Annotated in this window: 20 protein-coding genes; 6 read left to right on the top strand and 14 right to left on the bottom strand. The window is 72.7% G+C overall.

Going from position 1 to position 15810, the window contains the following annotated elements:
* The first annotated feature begins 12 nt into the window (after positions 1 to 12).
* Positions 13 to 666 carry a TetR family transcriptional regulator gene (locus tag ACGFIS_RS02105; protein ID WP_392910582.1) on the top strand — a complete coding sequence of 218 codons (654 nt, stop codon included), beginning with the start codon at positions 13 to 15 and terminating at the stop codon, positions 664 to 666.
* 74 nt (positions 667 to 740) lie between these two features.
* On the opposite strand, the gene ACGFIS_RS02100 is transcribed toward ACGFIS_RS02105, so the two are convergent.
* The 5 genes from ACGFIS_RS02100 to ACGFIS_RS02080 form a co-directional block, all read right to left on the bottom strand.
* Positions 741 to 1475 (bottom strand): alanyl-tRNA editing protein, encoded by a 735-nt coding sequence (locus tag ACGFIS_RS02100; RefSeq protein ID WP_392910584.1) that lies wholly within the window; start codon positions 1473 to 1475, stop codon positions 741 to 743.
* Positions 1476 to 1491: 16 nt separating this feature from the next.
* A complete protein-coding gene (locus ACGFIS_RS02095; protein WP_392910586.1) occupies positions 1492 to 1854 on the bottom strand; it encodes a DUF2516 family protein in 363 nt (120 codons plus the stop codon).
* 191 nt (positions 1855 to 2045) lie between these two features.
* Positions 2046 to 2486, bottom strand: coding sequence for a hypothetical protein (locus tag ACGFIS_RS02090; protein WP_392910588.1), 441 nt, complete (start codon positions 2484 to 2486; stop codon positions 2046 to 2048).
* The gene (locus tag ACGFIS_RS02085) at positions 2483 to 2962 is read right to left on the bottom strand and encodes a helix-turn-helix domain-containing protein (protein WP_392910590.1); all 480 of its coding nucleotides are present in this window, start codon (positions 2960 to 2962) and stop codon (positions 2483 to 2485) included. The genes ACGFIS_RS02090 and ACGFIS_RS02085 overlap by 4 nt, the downstream gene beginning before the upstream one ends.
* 139 nt (positions 2963 to 3101) lie before the next feature.
* Positions 3102 to 3989: a neutral zinc metallopeptidase gene (locus ACGFIS_RS02080; protein ID WP_392969079.1), complete on the bottom strand. Its 888-nt coding sequence runs from the start codon at positions 3987 to 3989 to the stop codon at positions 3102 to 3104.
* A gap of 216 nt (positions 3990 to 4205) precedes the next feature.
* On the opposite strand from ACGFIS_RS02080, the gene ACGFIS_RS02075 reads away from it, so the two are divergent.
* Entirely contained in the window at positions 4206 to 5975 is a 1770-nt protein-coding gene (locus tag ACGFIS_RS02075; RefSeq protein ID WP_392969076.1) for a DUF2207 domain-containing protein, read from the top strand.
* Positions 5976 to 6143: 168 nt separating this feature from the next.
* Here the strand turns inward: ACGFIS_RS02075 and ACGFIS_RS02070 are convergent, their stop codons facing one another.
* Entirely contained in the window at positions 6144 to 6539 is a 396-nt protein-coding gene (locus tag ACGFIS_RS02070; protein WP_392969073.1) for a hypothetical protein, read from the bottom strand.
* Between the two features lie 96 nt (positions 6540 to 6635).
* On the opposite strand from ACGFIS_RS02070, the gene ACGFIS_RS02065 reads away from it, so the two are divergent.
* Genes ACGFIS_RS02065 through ACGFIS_RS02055 form a run of 3 tightly spaced genes read left to right on the top strand, consistent with a single transcriptional unit; the run spans position 6636 to position 9026 of the window.
* Positions 6636 to 7331 carry a FadR/GntR family transcriptional regulator gene (locus ACGFIS_RS02065; RefSeq protein ID WP_392910599.1) on the top strand — a complete coding sequence of 232 codons (696 nt, stop codon included), beginning with the start codon at positions 6636 to 6638 and terminating at the stop codon, positions 7329 to 7331.
* The gene (locus tag ACGFIS_RS02060) at positions 7328 to 8572 is read left to right on the top strand and encodes a CynX/NimT family MFS transporter (protein WP_392910601.1); all 1245 of its coding nucleotides are present in this window, start codon (positions 7328 to 7330) and stop codon (positions 8570 to 8572) included. Before ACGFIS_RS02065 ends, ACGFIS_RS02060 begins: the two co-directional genes overlap by 4 nt.
* A 40-nt stretch (positions 8573 to 8612) precedes the next feature.
* Positions 8613 to 9026, top strand: coding sequence for a hypothetical protein (locus ACGFIS_RS02055; RefSeq protein WP_392910603.1), 414 nt, complete (start codon positions 8613 to 8615; stop codon positions 9024 to 9026).
* On the opposite strand, the gene ACGFIS_RS02050 is transcribed toward ACGFIS_RS02055, so the two are convergent.
* Both ACGFIS_RS02050 and ACGFIS_RS02045 read right to left on the bottom strand, forming a co-directional pair.
* Positions 9007 to 10014, bottom strand: coding sequence for an asparaginase (locus ACGFIS_RS02050; RefSeq protein ID WP_392910605.1), 1008 nt, complete (start codon positions 10012 to 10014; stop codon positions 9007 to 9009). The genes ACGFIS_RS02055 and ACGFIS_RS02050 overlap by 20 nt on opposite strands.
* A gap of 17 nt (positions 10015 to 10031) precedes the next feature.
* Positions 10032 to 10859, bottom strand: a complete 828-nt coding sequence (locus ACGFIS_RS02045) for a 3-keto-5-aminohexanoate cleavage protein (protein ID WP_392969070.1) — start codon at positions 10857 to 10859, stop codon at positions 10032 to 10034.
* Between the two features lie 20 nt (positions 10860 to 10879).
* Between ACGFIS_RS02045 and dtd the strand changes: the two genes are divergently transcribed.
* On the top strand, positions 10880 to 11305 hold the full coding sequence (dtd, locus tag ACGFIS_RS02040) for a D-aminoacyl-tRNA deacylase (protein ID WP_392969067.1): 426 nt from the start codon (positions 10880 to 10882) through the stop codon (positions 11303 to 11305).
* 6 nt (positions 11306 to 11311) lie between these two features.
* On the opposite strand, the gene ACGFIS_RS02035 is transcribed toward dtd, so the two are convergent.
* The 6 genes from ACGFIS_RS02035 to ACGFIS_RS02010 all read right to left on the bottom strand — a co-directional run bounded on the left by ACGFIS_RS02035 (position 11312) and on the right by ACGFIS_RS02010 (position 15779).
* Positions 11312 to 11662, bottom strand: coding sequence for a DoxX family protein (locus ACGFIS_RS02035; protein ID WP_392910611.1), 351 nt, complete (start codon positions 11660 to 11662; stop codon positions 11312 to 11314).
* Complete coding sequence (locus ACGFIS_RS02030; protein WP_392969063.1) at positions 11662 to 12735, bottom strand: RNA polymerase sigma-70 factor; 1074 nt, start codon at positions 12733 to 12735, stop codon at positions 11662 to 11664. Before ACGFIS_RS02030 ends, ACGFIS_RS02035 begins: the two co-directional genes overlap by 1 nt.
* A complete protein-coding gene (locus ACGFIS_RS02025; protein WP_392910615.1) occupies positions 12735 to 13685 on the bottom strand; it encodes an NAD-dependent epimerase/dehydratase family protein in 951 nt (316 codons plus the stop codon). The genes ACGFIS_RS02030 and ACGFIS_RS02025 overlap by 1 nt, the downstream gene beginning before the upstream one ends.
* A gap of 118 nt (positions 13686 to 13803) precedes the next feature.
* A complete protein-coding gene (locus ACGFIS_RS02020; protein WP_392910617.1) occupies positions 13804 to 14292 on the bottom strand; it encodes a hypothetical protein in 489 nt (162 codons plus the stop codon).
* Between the two features lie 79 nt (positions 14293 to 14371).
* The gene (locus ACGFIS_RS02015; protein ID WP_392910619.1) at positions 14372 to 15352 is read right to left on the bottom strand and encodes a YgfZ/GcvT domain-containing protein; all 981 of its coding nucleotides are present in this window, start codon (positions 15350 to 15352) and stop codon (positions 14372 to 14374) included.
* A 10-nt stretch (positions 15353 to 15362) separates the two neighbouring features.
* Complete coding sequence (locus tag ACGFIS_RS02010) at positions 15363 to 15779, bottom strand: Fur family transcriptional regulator (protein ID WP_392910622.1); 417 nt, start codon at positions 15777 to 15779, stop codon at positions 15363 to 15365.
* Positions 15780 to 15810: the final 31 nt, after the last annotated feature.

Raw genomic sequence — 15810 nt, 5'->3', positions numbered from 1 at the left:
AATGTCCGTCACATGGACGGCAGTGCCGATGCGAACGGCGGTCAGGACGCCGCGCGGACGAGCCTGCGGGAGCGCAAGAAACGCCGCACCCGCCAGGCCATCGCGAACGCCGCGCTCCACCTGTTCGCCGAGCGCGGCTACGAGGAGACGACGATCGCCGAGATCGCCGCCGCGGCCGACGTGTCCCCCCGCACGTTCTTCAGCTACTTCCCGTCCAAGGAGGACGTGGTCTTCGCCGAGATCGACGAGCGTCTCGCCGAAGTGTCCGAACAACTGCGCCGCACCCCCGGCGAGACGCCCATGGAGACGATCCGGCGCAGCGTCATGGACGTCCTGGAGGCGCTCGTCTCCGAACACGGCGAGTACGGGGCCGTCCAGATCGCCCTGATCATGGAACGTCCCGGCCTGCAGGCGCGGGGGCTCCAGCGCATGATGGACACGCAGGAGCAGATCGAGGCGCTGCTGCGCGACCTGTGCCCGGGCATCGCGGAGATCGACGCCGTCGCCGCGTCCGGCGTGGCGATCGGCGGCATGCAGGCGGTCGTCGCGCACTGCCGCCGCGAAGGCTACGACCCGCTCTCGATGCGCAAGGCCCTGGACCGCGCCGTGGACATCGTCGAACACGGCCTGGTCTCGGTCGAGGCGCTGACCCGCCCGTCCCCCTGACCGCCGGGCACCGGCCGGCGGAGGCGCCCGCCGCCCGGTGCCCGGTCCGGCACCCGGCCCGCGGCCGGACCCGGCTAGTCCTCGACCCTGATGCGGAGGCGGCGGAAGCCGCGGCCCTTGTTCTCGACCTTCGCGACCGTGATCCGGCCGATCTGCTTGGTGGAGCCGACGTGGGTACCGCCGTCGGCCTGGGTGTCGAGGCCGACGATGTCGACGATGCGGACGTCCTGGACCTCCGGCGGGACGAGGTTCGTCGCCGTCCGGATGATGTCGGGGATCTCGAACGCCTCGGCGCGCGGCAGCGTCCTGATGTCGATGCGGCGGTCGGCCTGGACCTCGGCGTTGCAGGCGTCCTCGACGGCCTGCTTGAACCCGGCCGGGACCTCGCGCAGGTCGAAGTCCATGCGTGCGGCCAGCGGCTCCATGTTGCCGCCAGTGACGAGGCAGCCGTAATCGCGGAACACCACGCCGCACAGGAGGTGCAGGCCGGAGTGGGTGCGCATCAGCGCGGTGCGGCGATCGTCCTCGACGGCTCCCCGCACGACGGTGCCGACCGGCGGGACCGGGTCGTCCTCCACCGGGATCAGCACCAGGTCATCGCCCTTGCGCACCCCGGCGATCCGCGTCTGCACGCCCTGCCAGAGCAGCACCCCGTGGTCCGGCGGCTGCCCGCCGCCGCCCGGATAGAACGCCGACCGGTCGAGGACGATCCCGTCCGGGCCGGCGTCGAGGACGACGGCCTCCCATTCGCGGAGCGCCTGGTCGTCCAGTTCCAGCCGGGTCGTGCGTCCGTGAACGTCGCTGCTCATGCGCTCACTCTAGAGATCACCAGGGACCGTAGGGGCCCGATCGGGAGTCGCCGCGGCCGTTCTTCTTCTTGTACGGGGCGACCGCCGGGCGGACGTCGGCCAGGTAGACGGCGGCGGCGATGAACGCCGCGACCGGCAGGATGCCGATCAGCAGGGCGATCGGGCTGGCCCCCAGCGCGGCGGGCGCCACCGCGTAGGCGAAGCCCACGACGACCGCGACGATCAAGACGATCATCCACATCTTCTTGCGCCACTTGCCGGCCGCGGAGTACGCGCCCTCGGGGACGGTCAGCGAGTCGACCAGCGCCCACGCCTCCATCACGAACGCGATGATCAGCAGCAGCCAGAAGAAGTAGTCCAGCACATTGAAGCCCGACATCGGCGATCAGCGCTCCTGCTCGTCTCGGACGGCGACTCCACGTCGCGCACACGGGGTGTCTGACTACCCCAACCCTATGCGCGCCGTCCAGTGCGGACCGGTAGCCCGCCCTCACCGGCGAAGACGAAGCCGCCTCTGGGAAGACGAAAGAACCCGGCCGGGTGTTCCCCGGCCGGGTTCGCAACCGGCGCTCAGGCGCCGCTCTTCTTCGTGGTGGACCGCGCCTGCGCGGGCTTGCGCGGCTGCGCGGTGCGGGCCCGCGCGGCGGGCTTCGCCTCGGCCTCGGTGATCTCGGCGACGTCGACGGCCTCGCGGTGCACGACCTTCTTGCCGCGCTCGGCGAGCCCGTCGATGAACTCGAACGCCCGGGTGCCGAAATGCGTCGCGTAGGCGACGGCGGCACCGGGCAGGTCCTTGGCGTCGACGCGCTCCTGGTACCTGGTGACCTCGCCGCGGTAGCGGTCCACGGTGTCGCGGACCTGCCCGCGGTACCGGTCGACCTGCTCGCGGACCTCACCCTGGTACTTCGTCACCTGCTCGGGGACCTCGCGGATCTTCTCCACCGCGAAGTCACCGGCGCCGGCCACGGCGTACAGGGCCTTGTTCTCTCGGAGATTGCTGGCCAGCGTCATCCGACCTCTTCCCTTCCGTCTTGCTCTGGCATGGCTCGTACTTGCATGTCGTGCAGCGGCATGGCTCGTTCGGGCGCCGCGTTCTCAGGCACCGCGTCGTCATGCCCGGTGTGCTCTGCCGGGAACACGCCGGCCGCCTCGTTCTCCTTGAGGAACGAGGCGTAGATGTCGAGCAGGACCTGCTTCTGCCGCTCTGTGAGGAGCAGGTCGTCCCGGACGGCGGCCTGCACGTCCGTGTCGGCCTCGCGGTCTTCGAGGATTCCGGCCTGCACGTACAGCACCTCGGCGGAGATCCGCAGCCCCTTCGCGATCTGCTGCAGTATCTCCGCGCTCGGCTTGCGCAGCCCACGCTCGATCTGGCTCAGGTACGGGTTGGATATCCCGGACACGTCCGCGAGCTGACGCAGCGAGATCTTCGCCCGCGTCCGCTGCTCACGGATGTACTCCCCGATGGAGCCGACCTTCGAACTTGCCATGTCTCCACCTTGCGTCATGGTGCTTGCAATTGCAAGCACGGTAGCTAGCACTCGCCCGTGAGTCCGCTCACACGCGTCCGCCGGGCGCCGGGCGGAGACGCGCGGGCATGCGGAGACGTTGCCGGTCCGGGACCGCGGGTCAGCTGACCTTGGAGGACGGGACCGTCCAGGTGTTGCAGACGGCCAGGCGGCTTCCCTCGAAGCCGGTGATGACCCACCCCGCGTAGTGCCGTCCCGAGCCGTGGTCGCGCTTCTCGGGCGGCAGCCGCTCGTCGCCGCGGCCCCGGACGTCCCGGATCATCGCGTTGACCTGCTCCTGCGTCATCGGGAGCGTGACCCGCTCGGTGCCGAGGAACGCGCCGGCGAAGCACTGCGCCTGCAACTCGATGCGCCGGCTCGCCTCGTTGCGCTCGCCGATGTCGCCGGTGTCCATCAGCCGGTCCCCGTAGAGCAGGATCCCGGCGCGGTCCTGGACGTGGTGGCCGTACTCGTGCGCGATCACCCGCGCGAACACCGAGTAGTGGGACAGCGGCTCGCCGCCCGAGGTCTGCACGACGTGCCGGACCCCCACGTACATCGTGTTGTTGGCCGGGCAGTAGAACGCGGACGCCCCCGGCGCCGGGTAGGTGCCGCACGGGCTGCGTCCCGGCTCCGACCAGTACACGCGGTCGGGGGTGTCGAACGGGATCCCGGCCTTGCCGAACTGCTTGGACCACGAGACGTCCAGGCAGTCGCTCAGCACGTTCATGAAGCGGCGCATGGACGTGTCGCTCGGCTGGATGCCCGGCACCCGGCAGCTCACCGGCGTCAGCGCGCCCGTCCTGTAGAGCTTGCTGTCCTCGGCCTTCTCGCGCGCGGTCGTCGGCGTGCCGCCGCCGCCGGACGCGGCGGGCGGACGGGTGCCGGCGACACCGTCGGGCCCGCTGAGCACCGCCAGCCCGAGGATCGCGAGGACGGCCAGGGACGTGAGGGCACCGAAGATGCCCGCGATCGTCCCGCCGGCACTGCGCCGCGGCGGCGGACGCATCGGCACGTACCTGTACTGATGCGGCGGACCAGGCTGTCGGCCGGGCGGGCCGTAGGGCGGCGGCCCGTACGCGGGCGGGCCATATCCGGGCACGCCTGAGGGACCGTATCCGGGACGGCCGTACGGCGGCGCCGGCGGCCGCTGCGGAGGCGGCGGAGGGTACTGACCAGCCATAGCAGGGAATCATCGCACGCATTGGCGATACCATTTGCCGCCATGTCTGCTCTTGTGGGGTTGTTCCGGATGCGGTCGGTCGTCGTCGTGTTGTCGGCCCTGTCGCTTCTGCCGGTGTTGACCTGCACATCCGCGGCCGCGTCGGAGGTCGCGCAGGCGCCGGCGGCCGTGCGGGAGCGGGCCGCGCAGGAGCGGGTGCTGAAGGACCAGGCCGTCCTCACCGCGGGGCAGGGCGGCGTGATCCGGGTGAAGGAGACGATCGTCTACCGGTTCGCCGGCCACCGGGGCTTCGAGCGGACGTTCCCGACGCGGAGCCACGAAAGCCTGACCGAGGACCGCGTCCACACGCTGTCGAACCTGCGGGCGAGCAGCCCCGACGGCGGCCCCGCGACGGTCACCTCGTCCGTCGAGGACACCCGGACGACCGTCACGGTGACCGGCGGCAAGGAGCTGACCGGCGACCACACGGTCGTCCTGGAGTACGAGGTTCGCGGCGCGATCACGCGGATGGGGCAGGCGGAGGAGCTGCGCTGGCCGGTCATCGGCGGCTGGCAGGTCCCGGTGGACGACGCGCGCGCGACCGTGGACGCCGGCGCGCCGATCCGCAGCGTCAACTGCTTCACCGGGCCGATCGGCAGCACCATCGGCTGCACGCAGTACTACATGAACCACACGCACACGCAGGGCGTCTACGCGCAGAAGGGCATGCTGCCGGGCGAGTACCTCACGGTCGTCGCGGGCCTCCCGGCGGGCACGACCGGCGGGCAGGCCATCTACGAGCGGCGCCACACGGTCGCGACGGCGTTCTCCGTCAACGCCGTCACCGGCGCCGCGCTGGTGGGGCTGCTGGTGCTGCTCGGCGGCGGCCTCGGGGCCCTGTACCTGCTGCGGGGACGCGACGCCCGGGTCGTGGGCAGGAAGGCCGCCGAGGGCGACCACGCGCCCGTCTCCGGGACGGAGTTCGAGCCGCCGGACGGAGTGCGCCCCGGGCAGATCGGCACGCTGATCGACGAGCAGGCCGACGTGATCGACGTGACCGCGACGATCGTCGACCTCGCGGTCCGCGGCTACCTGCTGATCGAGGAGGAGGACCGGGCCCTGACCGGCCGCCTCGACTGGACGCTGCGCCGGCTGGACCGTCCCGTCGTCGACCTGCTGCCCTACGAGCGGATCCTGCTGGACGCGCTGCTGACCGCCCCGGACGGCACCGGACGCGACGCGGTCAGGCTGTCGGAACTCGGCGGGACGTTCGCCACGAAACTCGCCCAGGTGCGGTCCGCGATGTACGACGACGTGGTAAAGCAGGGCTGGTTCGCGCGCCGCCCCGACACCGTCCGGTCCCGGTGGACGGTCGGGGGGATCCTCGTCACCGTCCTCGGCGTCGCCGGTACCGTCGCGCTGGCGCTCACCACCGAATGGGCCCTCGCCGGGCTCGCGCTGATCATCGCGGGTGCGGCGCTGGCGTACGGCGGCCAGTACATGCCCGCCAAGACGGCGCGGGGCGCGACCGTCCTCGCGCACACCATCGGCTTCCGCGCGTTCCTGGAGCGCGGCGCCGTCCCGGACGGCGACGAGGCGGCGGCCCGGCAGCGGATCGCGCTGTTCTCGCGGTTCCTGCCGTACGCGGTCGTGTTCGACACCGTCCCGAAGTGGGCCGAGACGGTGAAGGACGCGGGTGAGCGGGCCGAGGGCGCGGACAACCTCTACTGGTACGAGGGCCCGGCCGAATGGGACCTGTCGAAGTTCGCCGAGTCGATGCGCACGTTCACCCTCGCCACCTCGGGTTCGATCTCCCAGTCGCGCGGCATCTGACGGGCCGCGCCCGGCGGGGCCCGTCTGACGGCCCGGCATGGGCGGACCCGCGGTGACCGCCGGGAGGGGTCTCGGCGATCACCGCGGGCTCGGACGACGCCCGCCGGGTGGGGTGCGGGGCATCGGTGCCGGCTCCGGCGGGCGTCGCGTTCCGGTGCTTCGCGGGGGTCATCGATGTCCGCGCAGGCGCCTCTTGCCCGGTGCGCGCCTCCTCCCCTTCTCGTGTTTCCTGCCGCGACCGCTGCGCGCGGCGGCCTGCGACTCGCCCTCGCGGGCTTCCCGGGCCTCGCGTTCACGTTCGTCCTCGATGTGCCGCATGACCTGCCGGTGGGTCACCGACGGGGCCGGGTCGCGGCGCGTGCGCTGGGACGGGCTGCCCAGGATGACGCCGCCCTGGACGGGCCCGCGATGCGGCAGGCCGGTGCCTCCGCCCCGGGGACGCCGCGGTTTGCGGGAGGTCATCAGCGTCATCGTGATCCAGGCGGCGAGCGCGAAGAAGAGGGCGATCGGGCCGACGATGAAGAAGGCGGTGTCGCCCAGGTTGCCGGGGGCGCTGGCGAGCATGGTGACACCTCCTCGACGTCGCCTTTACCCGACGTCAGGGGCTTAACCGTCCGGTTGCGCCGTAAGATGTCTGACGTCTTACTCAAGGGGGTTTCGGTGGGTTTGAGTCCCGTGGCCGGAGGGTCGACCGTCGACGCCGTGCTCGACCAGCTCCAGGCGCAGGTCAGCGACGGCTCCTGGCCGGTCGGCGAACGCATCCCGGCCGAGCACGACCTGGCCGCGCAGCTCGGCGTGAGCCGTCCCGCCGTCCGCGAGGCGATTCGGGCGCTGACGCACGTCGGGGTGCTGGAGGTGCGGCGCGGGGACGGGACGTACGTCCGCAGCTCCACCGACCCGCGTCCGCTGCTGCGGCGGGTGGCCCGCGCGTCCATCCGGGACTTCTTCGAGGTGCAGCTCGCCTACGACGTCCAGGCGGCGCGCCTCGCCGCACGGCGCCGCACCGAGGCCGACCTCGCGCGGCTGGAGGACCTCCTGCGCGCCCGCGACGAGGCCACCGAGGCGGACGCGTTCGGCGCCGCCGACGCGGCCTTCCACCTGGGCGTCGCGGAGGCGTCCCGCAACCCCGTGCTGATCGAGGCGATGCGCTTCTTCATCGACCGGCTGCGCGAGTCGATCCGCGACATCAGGCTCGACCGCGAGGTCCCCGAGGCCGGTCCCGCGGCCCACCGCGCCGTCCTGGACGCGATCGCGGCGGGCGACCCGGGCGGCGCGGCGTGGGCGGCCGCCGCGGTCGTCGAGCCGACCCTCGCCGTCCTGGAGACCCTCGCCGCGCGTGACGGGGTGGATCGGTGACGGGGCGGCGGGCCGGGCTCGCCGGTTCGCTGCTGATGATCGTCCTGGTGGCGGTCAACCTGCGGCCGGCGATCGCGGCGATCGGGCCGGTGCTGACCGAGATCAGCGGCGAGTTCCGGCTGTCGGGGGCGGCGGCGGGCGCGCTGACGACGCTGCCGCTGGTGTTCTTCGGCTCCTACGGGCTGATCGCGGCGTTCCTGCGCCGTGCCCCGCGCGGCGAGACGCTCCTGGTCAGCGCGATGGCGCTGCTCGTCGCGGGGATGCTGCTGCGTCTGCTGGACGCGCCGTTCCCGCTGTTCGCCGGATCGCTGGTCGCCGGTATCGCGATCAGCATCGGCAACATCGCGATGCCCGGGATCATCAAGCGGGACCATCCGTCCAGGATCACCACGGTGACGGCCGTCTACACCGTCGCCGTGACGGCCGGCGCGTCGATCTCGTCCGGGCTCGTCGTGCCGGTGGAGCACATCTTCGACTCCACGTGGCGGCTGCCGCTGGGCCTGCTGGTGGTCCCGGCGGCGCTCGCCGGGCTGCTGTGGGTGCCGAGGGCGCGCCGGGCGGCGCACGCGGCGCGGTCGGCGCCGCCCGCCGCCGCCCCGCGCGGAGTGGCGGCGCAGGTGTGGCGGTCCGGCCTGGCCTGGCACGTCACGGTGTTCATGGGCCTGCAGTCGCTGCTGGCGTACGTCGTTCTCGGCTGGCTCCCCACGATCTGCCAGGACCGCGGGATGGACGAGGCGCCCGCCGGATACGTGCTGGCCCTGTCGGCGGCGATACAGGCGGTGGGGTCGCTGACCGTCCCGGTGCTCGCCAGGCGGACACGTGACCAGCGTCCCCTGGTCCTCACGACGGCGACGCTGGGCGCCGTGGGGTTCATCGGCGTCACCTGGGCACCGATCGAGTCGGTGTGGGTCTGGGCGGTCGTGCTCGGGCTCGGGCAGGGCATCGGGTTCGCCACGGCGCTGTCGTTCATCGGACTGCGCGCCCACAACGCGCACGTCGCGGCGCAACTGTCCGGGATGGCGCAGGGCATCGGCTACCTCATCGCGGCGCTCGGCCCGCTCGCCGTCGGAGCGCTGAACGACGCCACCGGCGGGTGGAGCGTTCCAGTGGCCGGTGTGCTGGTCGTCTGCGCCGTCATGACGGTGCCCGGCCTGGCGGCGGGACGCAACCGCTCGGTGGGAGCGCCCGCCGAACCCCCTGGAGCGGTTAACTCGGCAAATAGCGGACACATCCCCAAGTGACCCGTGCGAGGCCGATACACCGCGCTGGAGGTGGACCGAAATGCTCGCCACGATCCTGGCTGAACCGACCCTGGCCGAAACGGCTCCGACCGGCCACTGGATGTGGGCATGGATCATCCCGGTGGTGGCCGTGGCGGCGCTGGTCGCCCGGCTCTTCATGACGGTCTCGGCGTCGTCCCGGAAGATCCACCCGGATCGCAGAAACGACCAGGACAACCACCGCGGCATGGAGCAGGGCGGCCTGTACACCTACCGGCCCGGCATGTTCTCCCACAGCTACCCGCCGGCGAAGGAGTCGCAGGCCGAGGAGTTCCGGCGCGACAACCCGCAGCCCGGACGGGAACCGAGGAACCCGTGGCCGGACGGCGTCCTGTACGAGCAGACCGTCTTCAAGGAAGAGTTCGAGGAGCTCAAGCCGAGCGGATCGACGGCCGTCAACCCCCCGCGGCGGTGAAGGCGCCGGGGGTCGGGCGGATGGCGCCCACGACGGCGTCACCGCCGCGAACCTCGACCACCGACAACTCGTCCAGCGCCGCCCCGTCGACGCCGCCGTCCGTTCCACCGCCGCCGTCACCGCCTTCCTGAACGCCCAGGGCGCGCAGCAGCGCGACCGTGACGGGCGTCCGGGCCCGCATCGCCCCGTCGTCGATCTTGACGGCGCCGGCCCGTCCGTCGGCGAGCGCGAACGCGTCCACGCCCTCCGCGCCGCACTTGACCAGCAGGCCGGGGACGGCGTCCATGAGCCGCCGCTCCTCGCGCCGCGTACCGGACGTCCACTGCGGGTGCGTGCGCATCGCGTCGGCCACGCGCCGTTCGGGCGTGCCCGGCGCGGCCACGACGAGCCCGCGGAACGCCCGTGCGACCCCTTCCGTGGAAACGGCGAACAGCGGTGCGCCGCAGCCGTCGACCCCGACCGCCGTGACCGGCTCCCCCGCGAGTTCCCCGACCGTCTCCCGGACGGCGAGCTGCAGCGGATGATCGGCGTCCAGGTACGACTCCACCGGCCAGCCGACGGTGACGCAGGTGGCGAGCATCGCGGCGTGCTTGCCCGAGCAGTTCATGCGCAGCCGCGACGCCCCGCCGCCGGACCGCGCGACGTCCTGCTGCGTCGCCGGGTCGAGCGGCCAGCTCTCGGGGCAGCGCAGGTCGGCGGAGCCCAGCCCGGCCCCGGCGAGGATCTTCTCCACCCCTTCGAGGTGGAAGTCCTCGCCCGAGTGGCTGCCGGCGGCGAGCGCGAGGAGCTCCCCGTCCAGGTCGAGCCCGGATCGCAGCATCGCGACCGCCTGCATCGGCTTGTTCGCCGAGCGCGGGAAGACCGGCACACCGGGGTCGCCGGCCCGGACGGCGACCGCCCCGCCGGCGGTGAGCCCGACCGCCGCGCCGCGATGCCGGGACTCCACGAACCCCGACCGTTGCACCTCGACCAGCACAGGATTGATCATGCCTGCGTCTTCCCCGGTCAACGGGGCTTGATGCCTAGCAGCGCGCGGGCGTCCGCGGACGTCATCGGGGGGCGCTGCGCCAGCTCGGCGGCCCGCGCGGCCCGTTCCACGAGCTGGACGTTCGCCGTCACCGGCCGCCCCTTCGCGAACGTGACCGTGTCCTCCATGCCGACCCGCAGGTGCCCGCCCGCCGACAGCGCGGCGAACAGCACCGGCAGGGACGTCCGGCCGATGCCGGTCGCCGACCACGTCGCCCCGTCCGGGAGGGCCTCGACGGCCGCGACGAGCGTCCGCGCGTCCCCCGGCATGCCGCCGGGCACTCCCATGACGAGGTCGCAGTGGACGTGCCCGCCGTAAGGGAGCCCGTGCTCGTCCAGCAGCCGGCGCAGCGCCGCGACCTGGCCGAGGTCGAACAACTCGAACTCCGGGACGACCTCCATCGCCTGGGTGCGCCGGTAGAGCTCCGCCATGAACGGCCACGGATTCATGAACACGTCGTCGCCGAAGTTGACCGTCCCGCAGGTCAGCGAGCACATGTCGGGCTCGGCGTCCAGGACGCGCAGCCTGTCCTCGTAAGGGTCGGTGACGGCGCCGCCCGTGGACAGCTGGACGATCAGTCCCGTGCTCTCCCGCAGCGCCCGCACGGTGTCCCGCAGCCGGGACGGGTCGAGCGTGGGCCGCGCGTCGTCGTCGCGGATGTGCACGTGGATCACGGCCGCGCCGGCGGCCTCGCACTCCTTGGCCGTCTGAACCAGTTCCTCAAGGGTGACGGGCAGGGCCGGAACGTCCGCCTTGGCGGACTCCGCGCCGGTGGGCGCCACCGTGATGAGCGTCGTTGCTCCCATAGGCGGCAGAATGCATGGTCATGCGTGCCGTAGTCCAGAGGGTGAGCCAGGCCAGCGTGTCCGTGGACGGACGCGTCGTGGGCGCGATCGACGGGCCGGGCCTGATGGTCCTCGTCGGCGTGACCCATGACGACGACCCCGGAAAGGCCCGCAGGCTGGCCTCGAAGCTGTGGGGGCTGCGGATCCTGCAGGACGAGAAGTCATGCTCCGACGTGAACGCGCCGCTCCTCGTGGTGAGCCAATTCACCCTCTACGGCGACGCGCGGAAGGGCCGCCGCCCGACCTGGACGGCCGCCGCCCCCGGCCCCGTCGCGGAACCGCTGGTCGACGCGGTCGTCCGCGAACTGAGGACCCTCGGCGCCAAGGTCGAGACCGGCGAGTTCGGCGCCGACATGAAGGTCTCCCTCGTCAACGACGGCCCCATCACCCTGATCGTGGACGTCTGACGCCCGTCAGGCGGACAGCGCGCGCAGCACGAGACAGGCCACCGCCAGCAGCAGCATCAGCGCCGGGGTGCCCGCGTGCCGCAGATCGTGATGGCGGGCGTGCGCGACCAGCGCCAGGACGAAGTAGGCGCCGAGACATGCGGCCGCCGCGATGCCGATCGGGGGCCATACGAGCCCGGCCGACAGCCCGGCGGCGCCCGCCACCAGAACGCCCGCCATGGCGGGCAGCCGACGCGCGGGGACGCCCACTCGCGCGTAGGAGGCGACGACGTCCGGCTTCCCGGTCAGCTTCATCGCCGCGGAGAACACCAGCAGGGCGGCGAGAAGCGCGGCCACCGGCAGGAGTGCGAGGAACACTAGCTTCCCGCCTCTCGTCCGGCCGACGGCCGCGCCAGCGCCCAGATGTCGGCGACGGGGCCGAGGTGGCGCAGCTTGTCGGGATTGGTGATCGACCGGACGACCTCGATCCGGTCGCCGGGCACCTCCAGGGACCAGATGTTCACCACCCGGTCCCCGGCGTCGCGGATGACGGCGCCCGGCTGCCGGTTGATCTCGCGGGGTTCGAGGCGCAGCCCGAGCCGCGCGATCCGCCGTCCCAGTCCGGCGATCATGCGGGACACGTCGCCGGCCCCGACGATCGGCCGGGCCCACTGGGGCGCCTTGCCGCCGCCGTCGCCGTGCAGCCGCACGTCGGCGGCCAGCAGGCCGGCCAGCCCGGCGACGTCGCCGCGGGTGACCGCGTCGAAGAACCTCGACGCCAGGGCGGCGCGCTGGTCATGCGACGGCTCGAAGCGGGGCGTGGCCGCGGCCATGTGCCCCCGTGCCCGCCGGGCGATCTGCCGGCAGTTCGCCGCCGTCGTGCCCACCACACCGGCGATCTCGTCGAACGGGTAGCCGAACACCTCGTGGAGGATGAAGACGGCGCGCTGCACCGGGCCGAGTCTTTCCAGGACCAGCAGCGCGGCCATCGACAGCGTGTCGGCATAGTCGACGGCGTCCGCGGGGTCCGCCACGTACCAGCCCGGGACGTCGGTGAGGAGCGGCTCGGGCAGCCACTCGCCGACATAGACCTCGCGGCGCGCCCGCGCCGACCGCAGTTCGTCGATCGCCAGCCTGGTGACCACCGCGGACAGGTACGCCTTGGCGGACTTCGGGCGGACGCCGCGTTCCAGAGCCGCGTGGTAGCGCAACCAGGCCTCCTGCACGACGTCCTCGGCGTCGCCGACACTGCCGAGGAGCCGGTAGGCGATCGAGCGGAGCAGCGGTCTGAGCTCCTCGAACCCTTCCGGTTCCGCGGCGCCCGCCGTGCCGGGCACGATGCCGTCCCTCGCCACGTCCGCCGCGTTCCCGGCCGCCGCGTTCCTGTCGGCCGCGTTCCTGTCGGCCGCGTTCCTGTCGGCCGCGTTCCTTTCGGCCACGTCCGAGCGCATCAGCGGGCCGCCCTCTCCGCGGACTCGGTGAGGGCCTCACGGAAGCCCACCCGCCAGCTCGACCAGCGCGGCCGCCACCCCAGCTCCCGCTGGGCGCGCGCGTTCGACGAGCCCCGCGCCGTCGTCATCATGTTCACGGCGACCTCGCCGGCGGCCGCCCGCCCGAGCCACCGCGGCAGCCGCAGCGGCGGCTTGGCCCCGAGGCAGCCGGCCATGTGCGGGAGCCACTCCGAGACCCTCGCCGGCTCGTCGTCGACGATGTTGAAGAGCCCTCCGGCGCCCTGCTCGATGGCGGCCAGCGTGGCCGTGGCCGCGTCGTCGACATGCACCCAGGACGTCATGCCGGCGCCGTCCCCGACGATGGGGAACCGGCGCTTCCGCACCATGTCGACCATGGCGTCGGAGGCACCCGGCCCGTAGAGGGCGCCGTAGCGGAGGACGGTTCCGGCCATCGGGGCCCGGCACACCGCGTCCTCGAGGTACTGGATCGCTTCGAGGCTCTTGCGCTGCGCCGCCGCCGGGTCCGCGTCCAGGGGATCGTCCTCCGTCTTGATCCATTCGCCGGTACGGGCGTTGGGCCAGCCGGTGTAGCTCTGCGCCACCACCTGGCCCACTCCGACGGCCTGCGCCGCGGTGAGCAGGTGGTCGGTGCCCTCCGTCCGGAGCCGGTTGGTGAGGTCGAACCAGCGGTCGAAGTGCTTGAGGTCCTGCTTCCCGGCGAGCGCCGTCATCTGGTGGACGATCACGTCCGGTGCCGCGGCCGCCACCGCCTCCCCGACGGCGGCGGCGTCAAGGCCGTCGAGGACGACCGGACGCGCGCCCAGCGCCTTCAGCGCGGGCGCCTTGGTCTCGCTGGTCGTGGTGGCGGTGACCCGGTGTTCGTGCGCCGCCAGCAGCGCGGTCAGCCGGTGACCGATCACACCCGAAGCGCCTGCGATGAGCACGTGCATGGTCACACCTCTGCGGAGTCGGTGAGCGTTCTGTCACCTCCGAGACGAGACAGGCGGCCGGTTACGTGACACTTCCGGCCTCGGTGCGCGGAGCCGCGGGGAGGGCGCGGGGAGGCCGTCAGCGGAAGCCGTAGATCATGGCGACGAGTGTGGCGGTCGTGCCGAGGGCGGCGAGGAGGATGAGGGAGCGGTCGACGGGGGTGAGGCGGCCGCGCACGTCCGGGGAGTGGACGACGACTCCGGTCTCGGTGCCGGCCTCCTCGTCCTTCTTCTGGAACGGGTTGCGCAGCCCGGCGAGCCGCCACAGCGCGTCGTTCTTCAGCCGCTGGTGGCCGGGGCCGCAGGCGAACAACCGGCCCCGGACGCGTTTCGTGCAGGGATGCCCCTGCCGTTTCAGGACCCGGCACAGCGTCGGGACGAGCAGGAACTCGTACAGGCACCACGTCAGCAGGCCGAGCAGCGCGACCCGCCATGACCGGATCCACCAGGCCGTCCCGGCGAACGCGGCGAACAGCGCCCACCACAGCAGCGCGGACTCCCTGCGGGGGAGCCGCCGGGCGCCCTTCCTGGCCGCCGGCGGCTCCTCTTTCCCCAGGTTCGGCACCATCGGCAGGAATCCACCTTCCCCGGGCGGCGGCCGGTTAGAAATCGTCCTATCAGACGATATTGCCCCCGGGGTCGGCGATCTACCCGTGTTTCGCGGGCCGCCGGCGGAGCTCGATCTGCGCGTTCGCCCCGGTGTCCGGCGACACGATGACCTCCTGCGCCGCCGCGACGCCGCCCGCGAGCAGCTCCGCGTCCACCGGGACGTTCCGCTTGACCAGCGCGAGCGCGACCGGCCCCAGCTCGTGATGCCGCGCCGCCGACCCGACGAACCCGATCGTCCTGCCGCCCGGGATCTCCACCGGGTCACCCGGCGCGGGCAGCCGGTCGACGCTGCCGTCCAGGTGCAGGAACACCAGGCGGCGCGGCGGCCGCCCGAGATTGTGGACGCGGGCGACCGTCTCCTGCCCCCGGTAGCAGCCCTTGTTCAGGTGGACGGCGGTCTCCACGTACCCCGCCTCGTGCGGGATCGTCCGGTGGTCGGTGTCGACGCCCGACCTGGGGCGGTGCTCGGCGATCCGGAGCGCCTCATACGCCCACATGCCCGCCGGGCGGAGCCCCTCCGGGAACTCGCCGCGAGGGACGATGCGGGTGACGGTGCCGGCGACGTCCGGCCAGGCGAGCCCGTCCGGTTCACCGGGGCCGGTGACCACGTCGTAGGCGTCGGACACGTCCTCGACCTCGACGCGGAGCATGAACCGCATCCGGTCGAGGAACTCCGCCAGCGGCGCCGCGGCCCCGGGCTCCACGTGGGCCCAGACGGCCTCGCCGTCGTCGACCACGAAAAGATGATGTTCGATGTGCCCGTTGGGGCCGAGCAGCAGCGCCTCGGTCGGCTCGAACGGCTTCAGCCCGTCCAGGTGCTGGCTCAGCAGGCTGTGCAGCCAGCTCAGCCGGTCCGGTCCGGAGACCTTGACCACGCCCCGGTTGCTCCGGTCGACGAAGGCCGTCCCGTCCACCAGGGCGCGTTGTTCCTGCGAGGGCTCCCCGTAGTGCGCGGCGACCTCCTGGTCGGGCGCGTCGGCGGCGACGGCTCCGGGCGTCTGCAACAGCGGGCTCTTCATGGTGACCAGGCTACGTCGCGCGGCAGTCCTTGCACCGCCCGTAGACCGTGAGGTGGTGCACGTCGGTCTCGAAGCCGAAGTCGCGCTCCAGGACGTCCGCCAGACCCGACGCCGCGCGGGGGTCGACGTCCTCCACGTTGTGGCAGCCGCGGCACACCAGGTGGATGTGCTCGGCCTCGGCGGCCAGATGGTAGTTCGGCGGCCCGTGCCCGAGATGCGCGTGCTTGACCAGCCCGAGCTCTTCGAGCAGCTCGAGCGTCCGGTACACGGTGGAGATGTTCACGCCGCCGGCGGTCCGCTGCACCTCGGTGCAGATCTCCTCGGGGGTCCCGTGCTCCAGGCTGGTGACCGCCTCAAGGACCAGCTGGCGCTGGGGGGTGACGCGGTACCCCTTCGCCCGCAACTCCTCCTGCCACGACTCGACCATGTGTCGAGTCTAGAACCCGTCCCCGCGTTCC

The organism is Spirillospora sp. NPDC048824, from assembly GCF_043198455.1.
Taxonomy (GTDB): Bacteria; Actinomycetota; Actinomycetes; order Streptosporangiales; family Streptosporangiaceae; genus Spirillospora.
The sequence above is the reverse complement of the archived record's forward strand: the minus strand, read 5'-3'. Positions and strand labels throughout refer to the sequence as shown.

Coding starts and splice junctions, on each gene's coding strand:
- ACGFIS_RS02105 (WP_392910582.1), top strand. CDS start 13: ATGGACGGCAGTGCCGATGCGAACGGCGGTCAGGACGCCGCGCGGACG.
- ACGFIS_RS02100 (WP_392910584.1), bottom strand. CDS start 1,475: ATGAGCAGCGACGTTCACGGACGCACGACCCGGCTGGAACTGGACGAC.
- ACGFIS_RS02095 (WP_392910586.1), bottom strand. CDS start 1,854: ATGTCGGGCTTCAATGTGCTGGACTACTTCTTCTGGCTGCTGCTGATC.
- ACGFIS_RS02090 (WP_392910588.1), bottom strand. CDS start 2,486: ATGACGCTGGCCAGCAATCTCCGAGAGAACAAGGCCCTGTACGCCGTG.
- ACGFIS_RS02085 (WP_392910590.1), bottom strand. CDS start 2,962: ATGGCAAGTTCGAAGGTCGGCTCCATCGGGGAGTACATCCGTGAGCAG.
- ACGFIS_RS02080 (WP_392969079.1), bottom strand. CDS start 3,989: ATGCGTCCGCCGCCGCGGCGCAGTGCCGGCGGGACGATCGCGGGCATC.
- ACGFIS_RS02075 (WP_392969076.1), top strand. CDS start 4,206: ATGTCTGCTCTTGTGGGGTTGTTCCGGATGCGGTCGGTCGTCGTCGTG.
- ACGFIS_RS02070 (WP_392969073.1), bottom strand. CDS start 6,539: ATGCTCGCCAGCGCCCCCGGCAACCTGGGCGACACCGCCTTCTTCATC.
- ACGFIS_RS02055 (WP_392910603.1), top strand. CDS start 8,613: ATGCTCGCCACGATCCTGGCTGAACCGACCCTGGCCGAAACGGCTCCG.
- ACGFIS_RS02050 (WP_392910605.1), bottom strand. CDS start 10,014: ATGATCAATCCTGTGCTGGTCGAGGTGCAACGGTCGGGGTTCGTGGAG.
- ACGFIS_RS02045 (WP_392969070.1), bottom strand. CDS start 10,859: ATGGGAGCAACGACGCTCATCACGGTGGCGCCCACCGGCGCGGAGTCC.
- dtd (WP_392969067.1), top strand. CDS start 10,880: ATGCGTGCCGTAGTCCAGAGGGTGAGCCAGGCCAGCGTGTCCGTGGAC.
- ACGFIS_RS02030 (WP_392969063.1), bottom strand. CDS start 12,735: ATGCGCTCGGACGTGGCCGAAAGGAACGCGGCCGACAGGAACGCGGCC.
- ACGFIS_RS02025 (WP_392910615.1), bottom strand. CDS start 13,685: ATGCACGTGCTCATCGCAGGCGCTTCGGGTGTGATCGGTCACCGGCTG.
- ACGFIS_RS02020 (WP_392910617.1), bottom strand. CDS start 14,292: ATGGTGCCGAACCTGGGGAAAGAGGAGCCGCCGGCGGCCAGGAAGGGC.
- ACGFIS_RS02015 (WP_392910619.1), bottom strand. CDS start 15,352: ATGAAGAGCCCGCTGTTGCAGACGCCCGGAGCCGTCGCCGCCGACGCG.
- ACGFIS_RS02010 (WP_392910622.1), bottom strand. CDS start 15,779: ATGGTCGAGTCGTGGCAGGAGGAGTTGCGGGCGAAGGGGTACCGCGTC.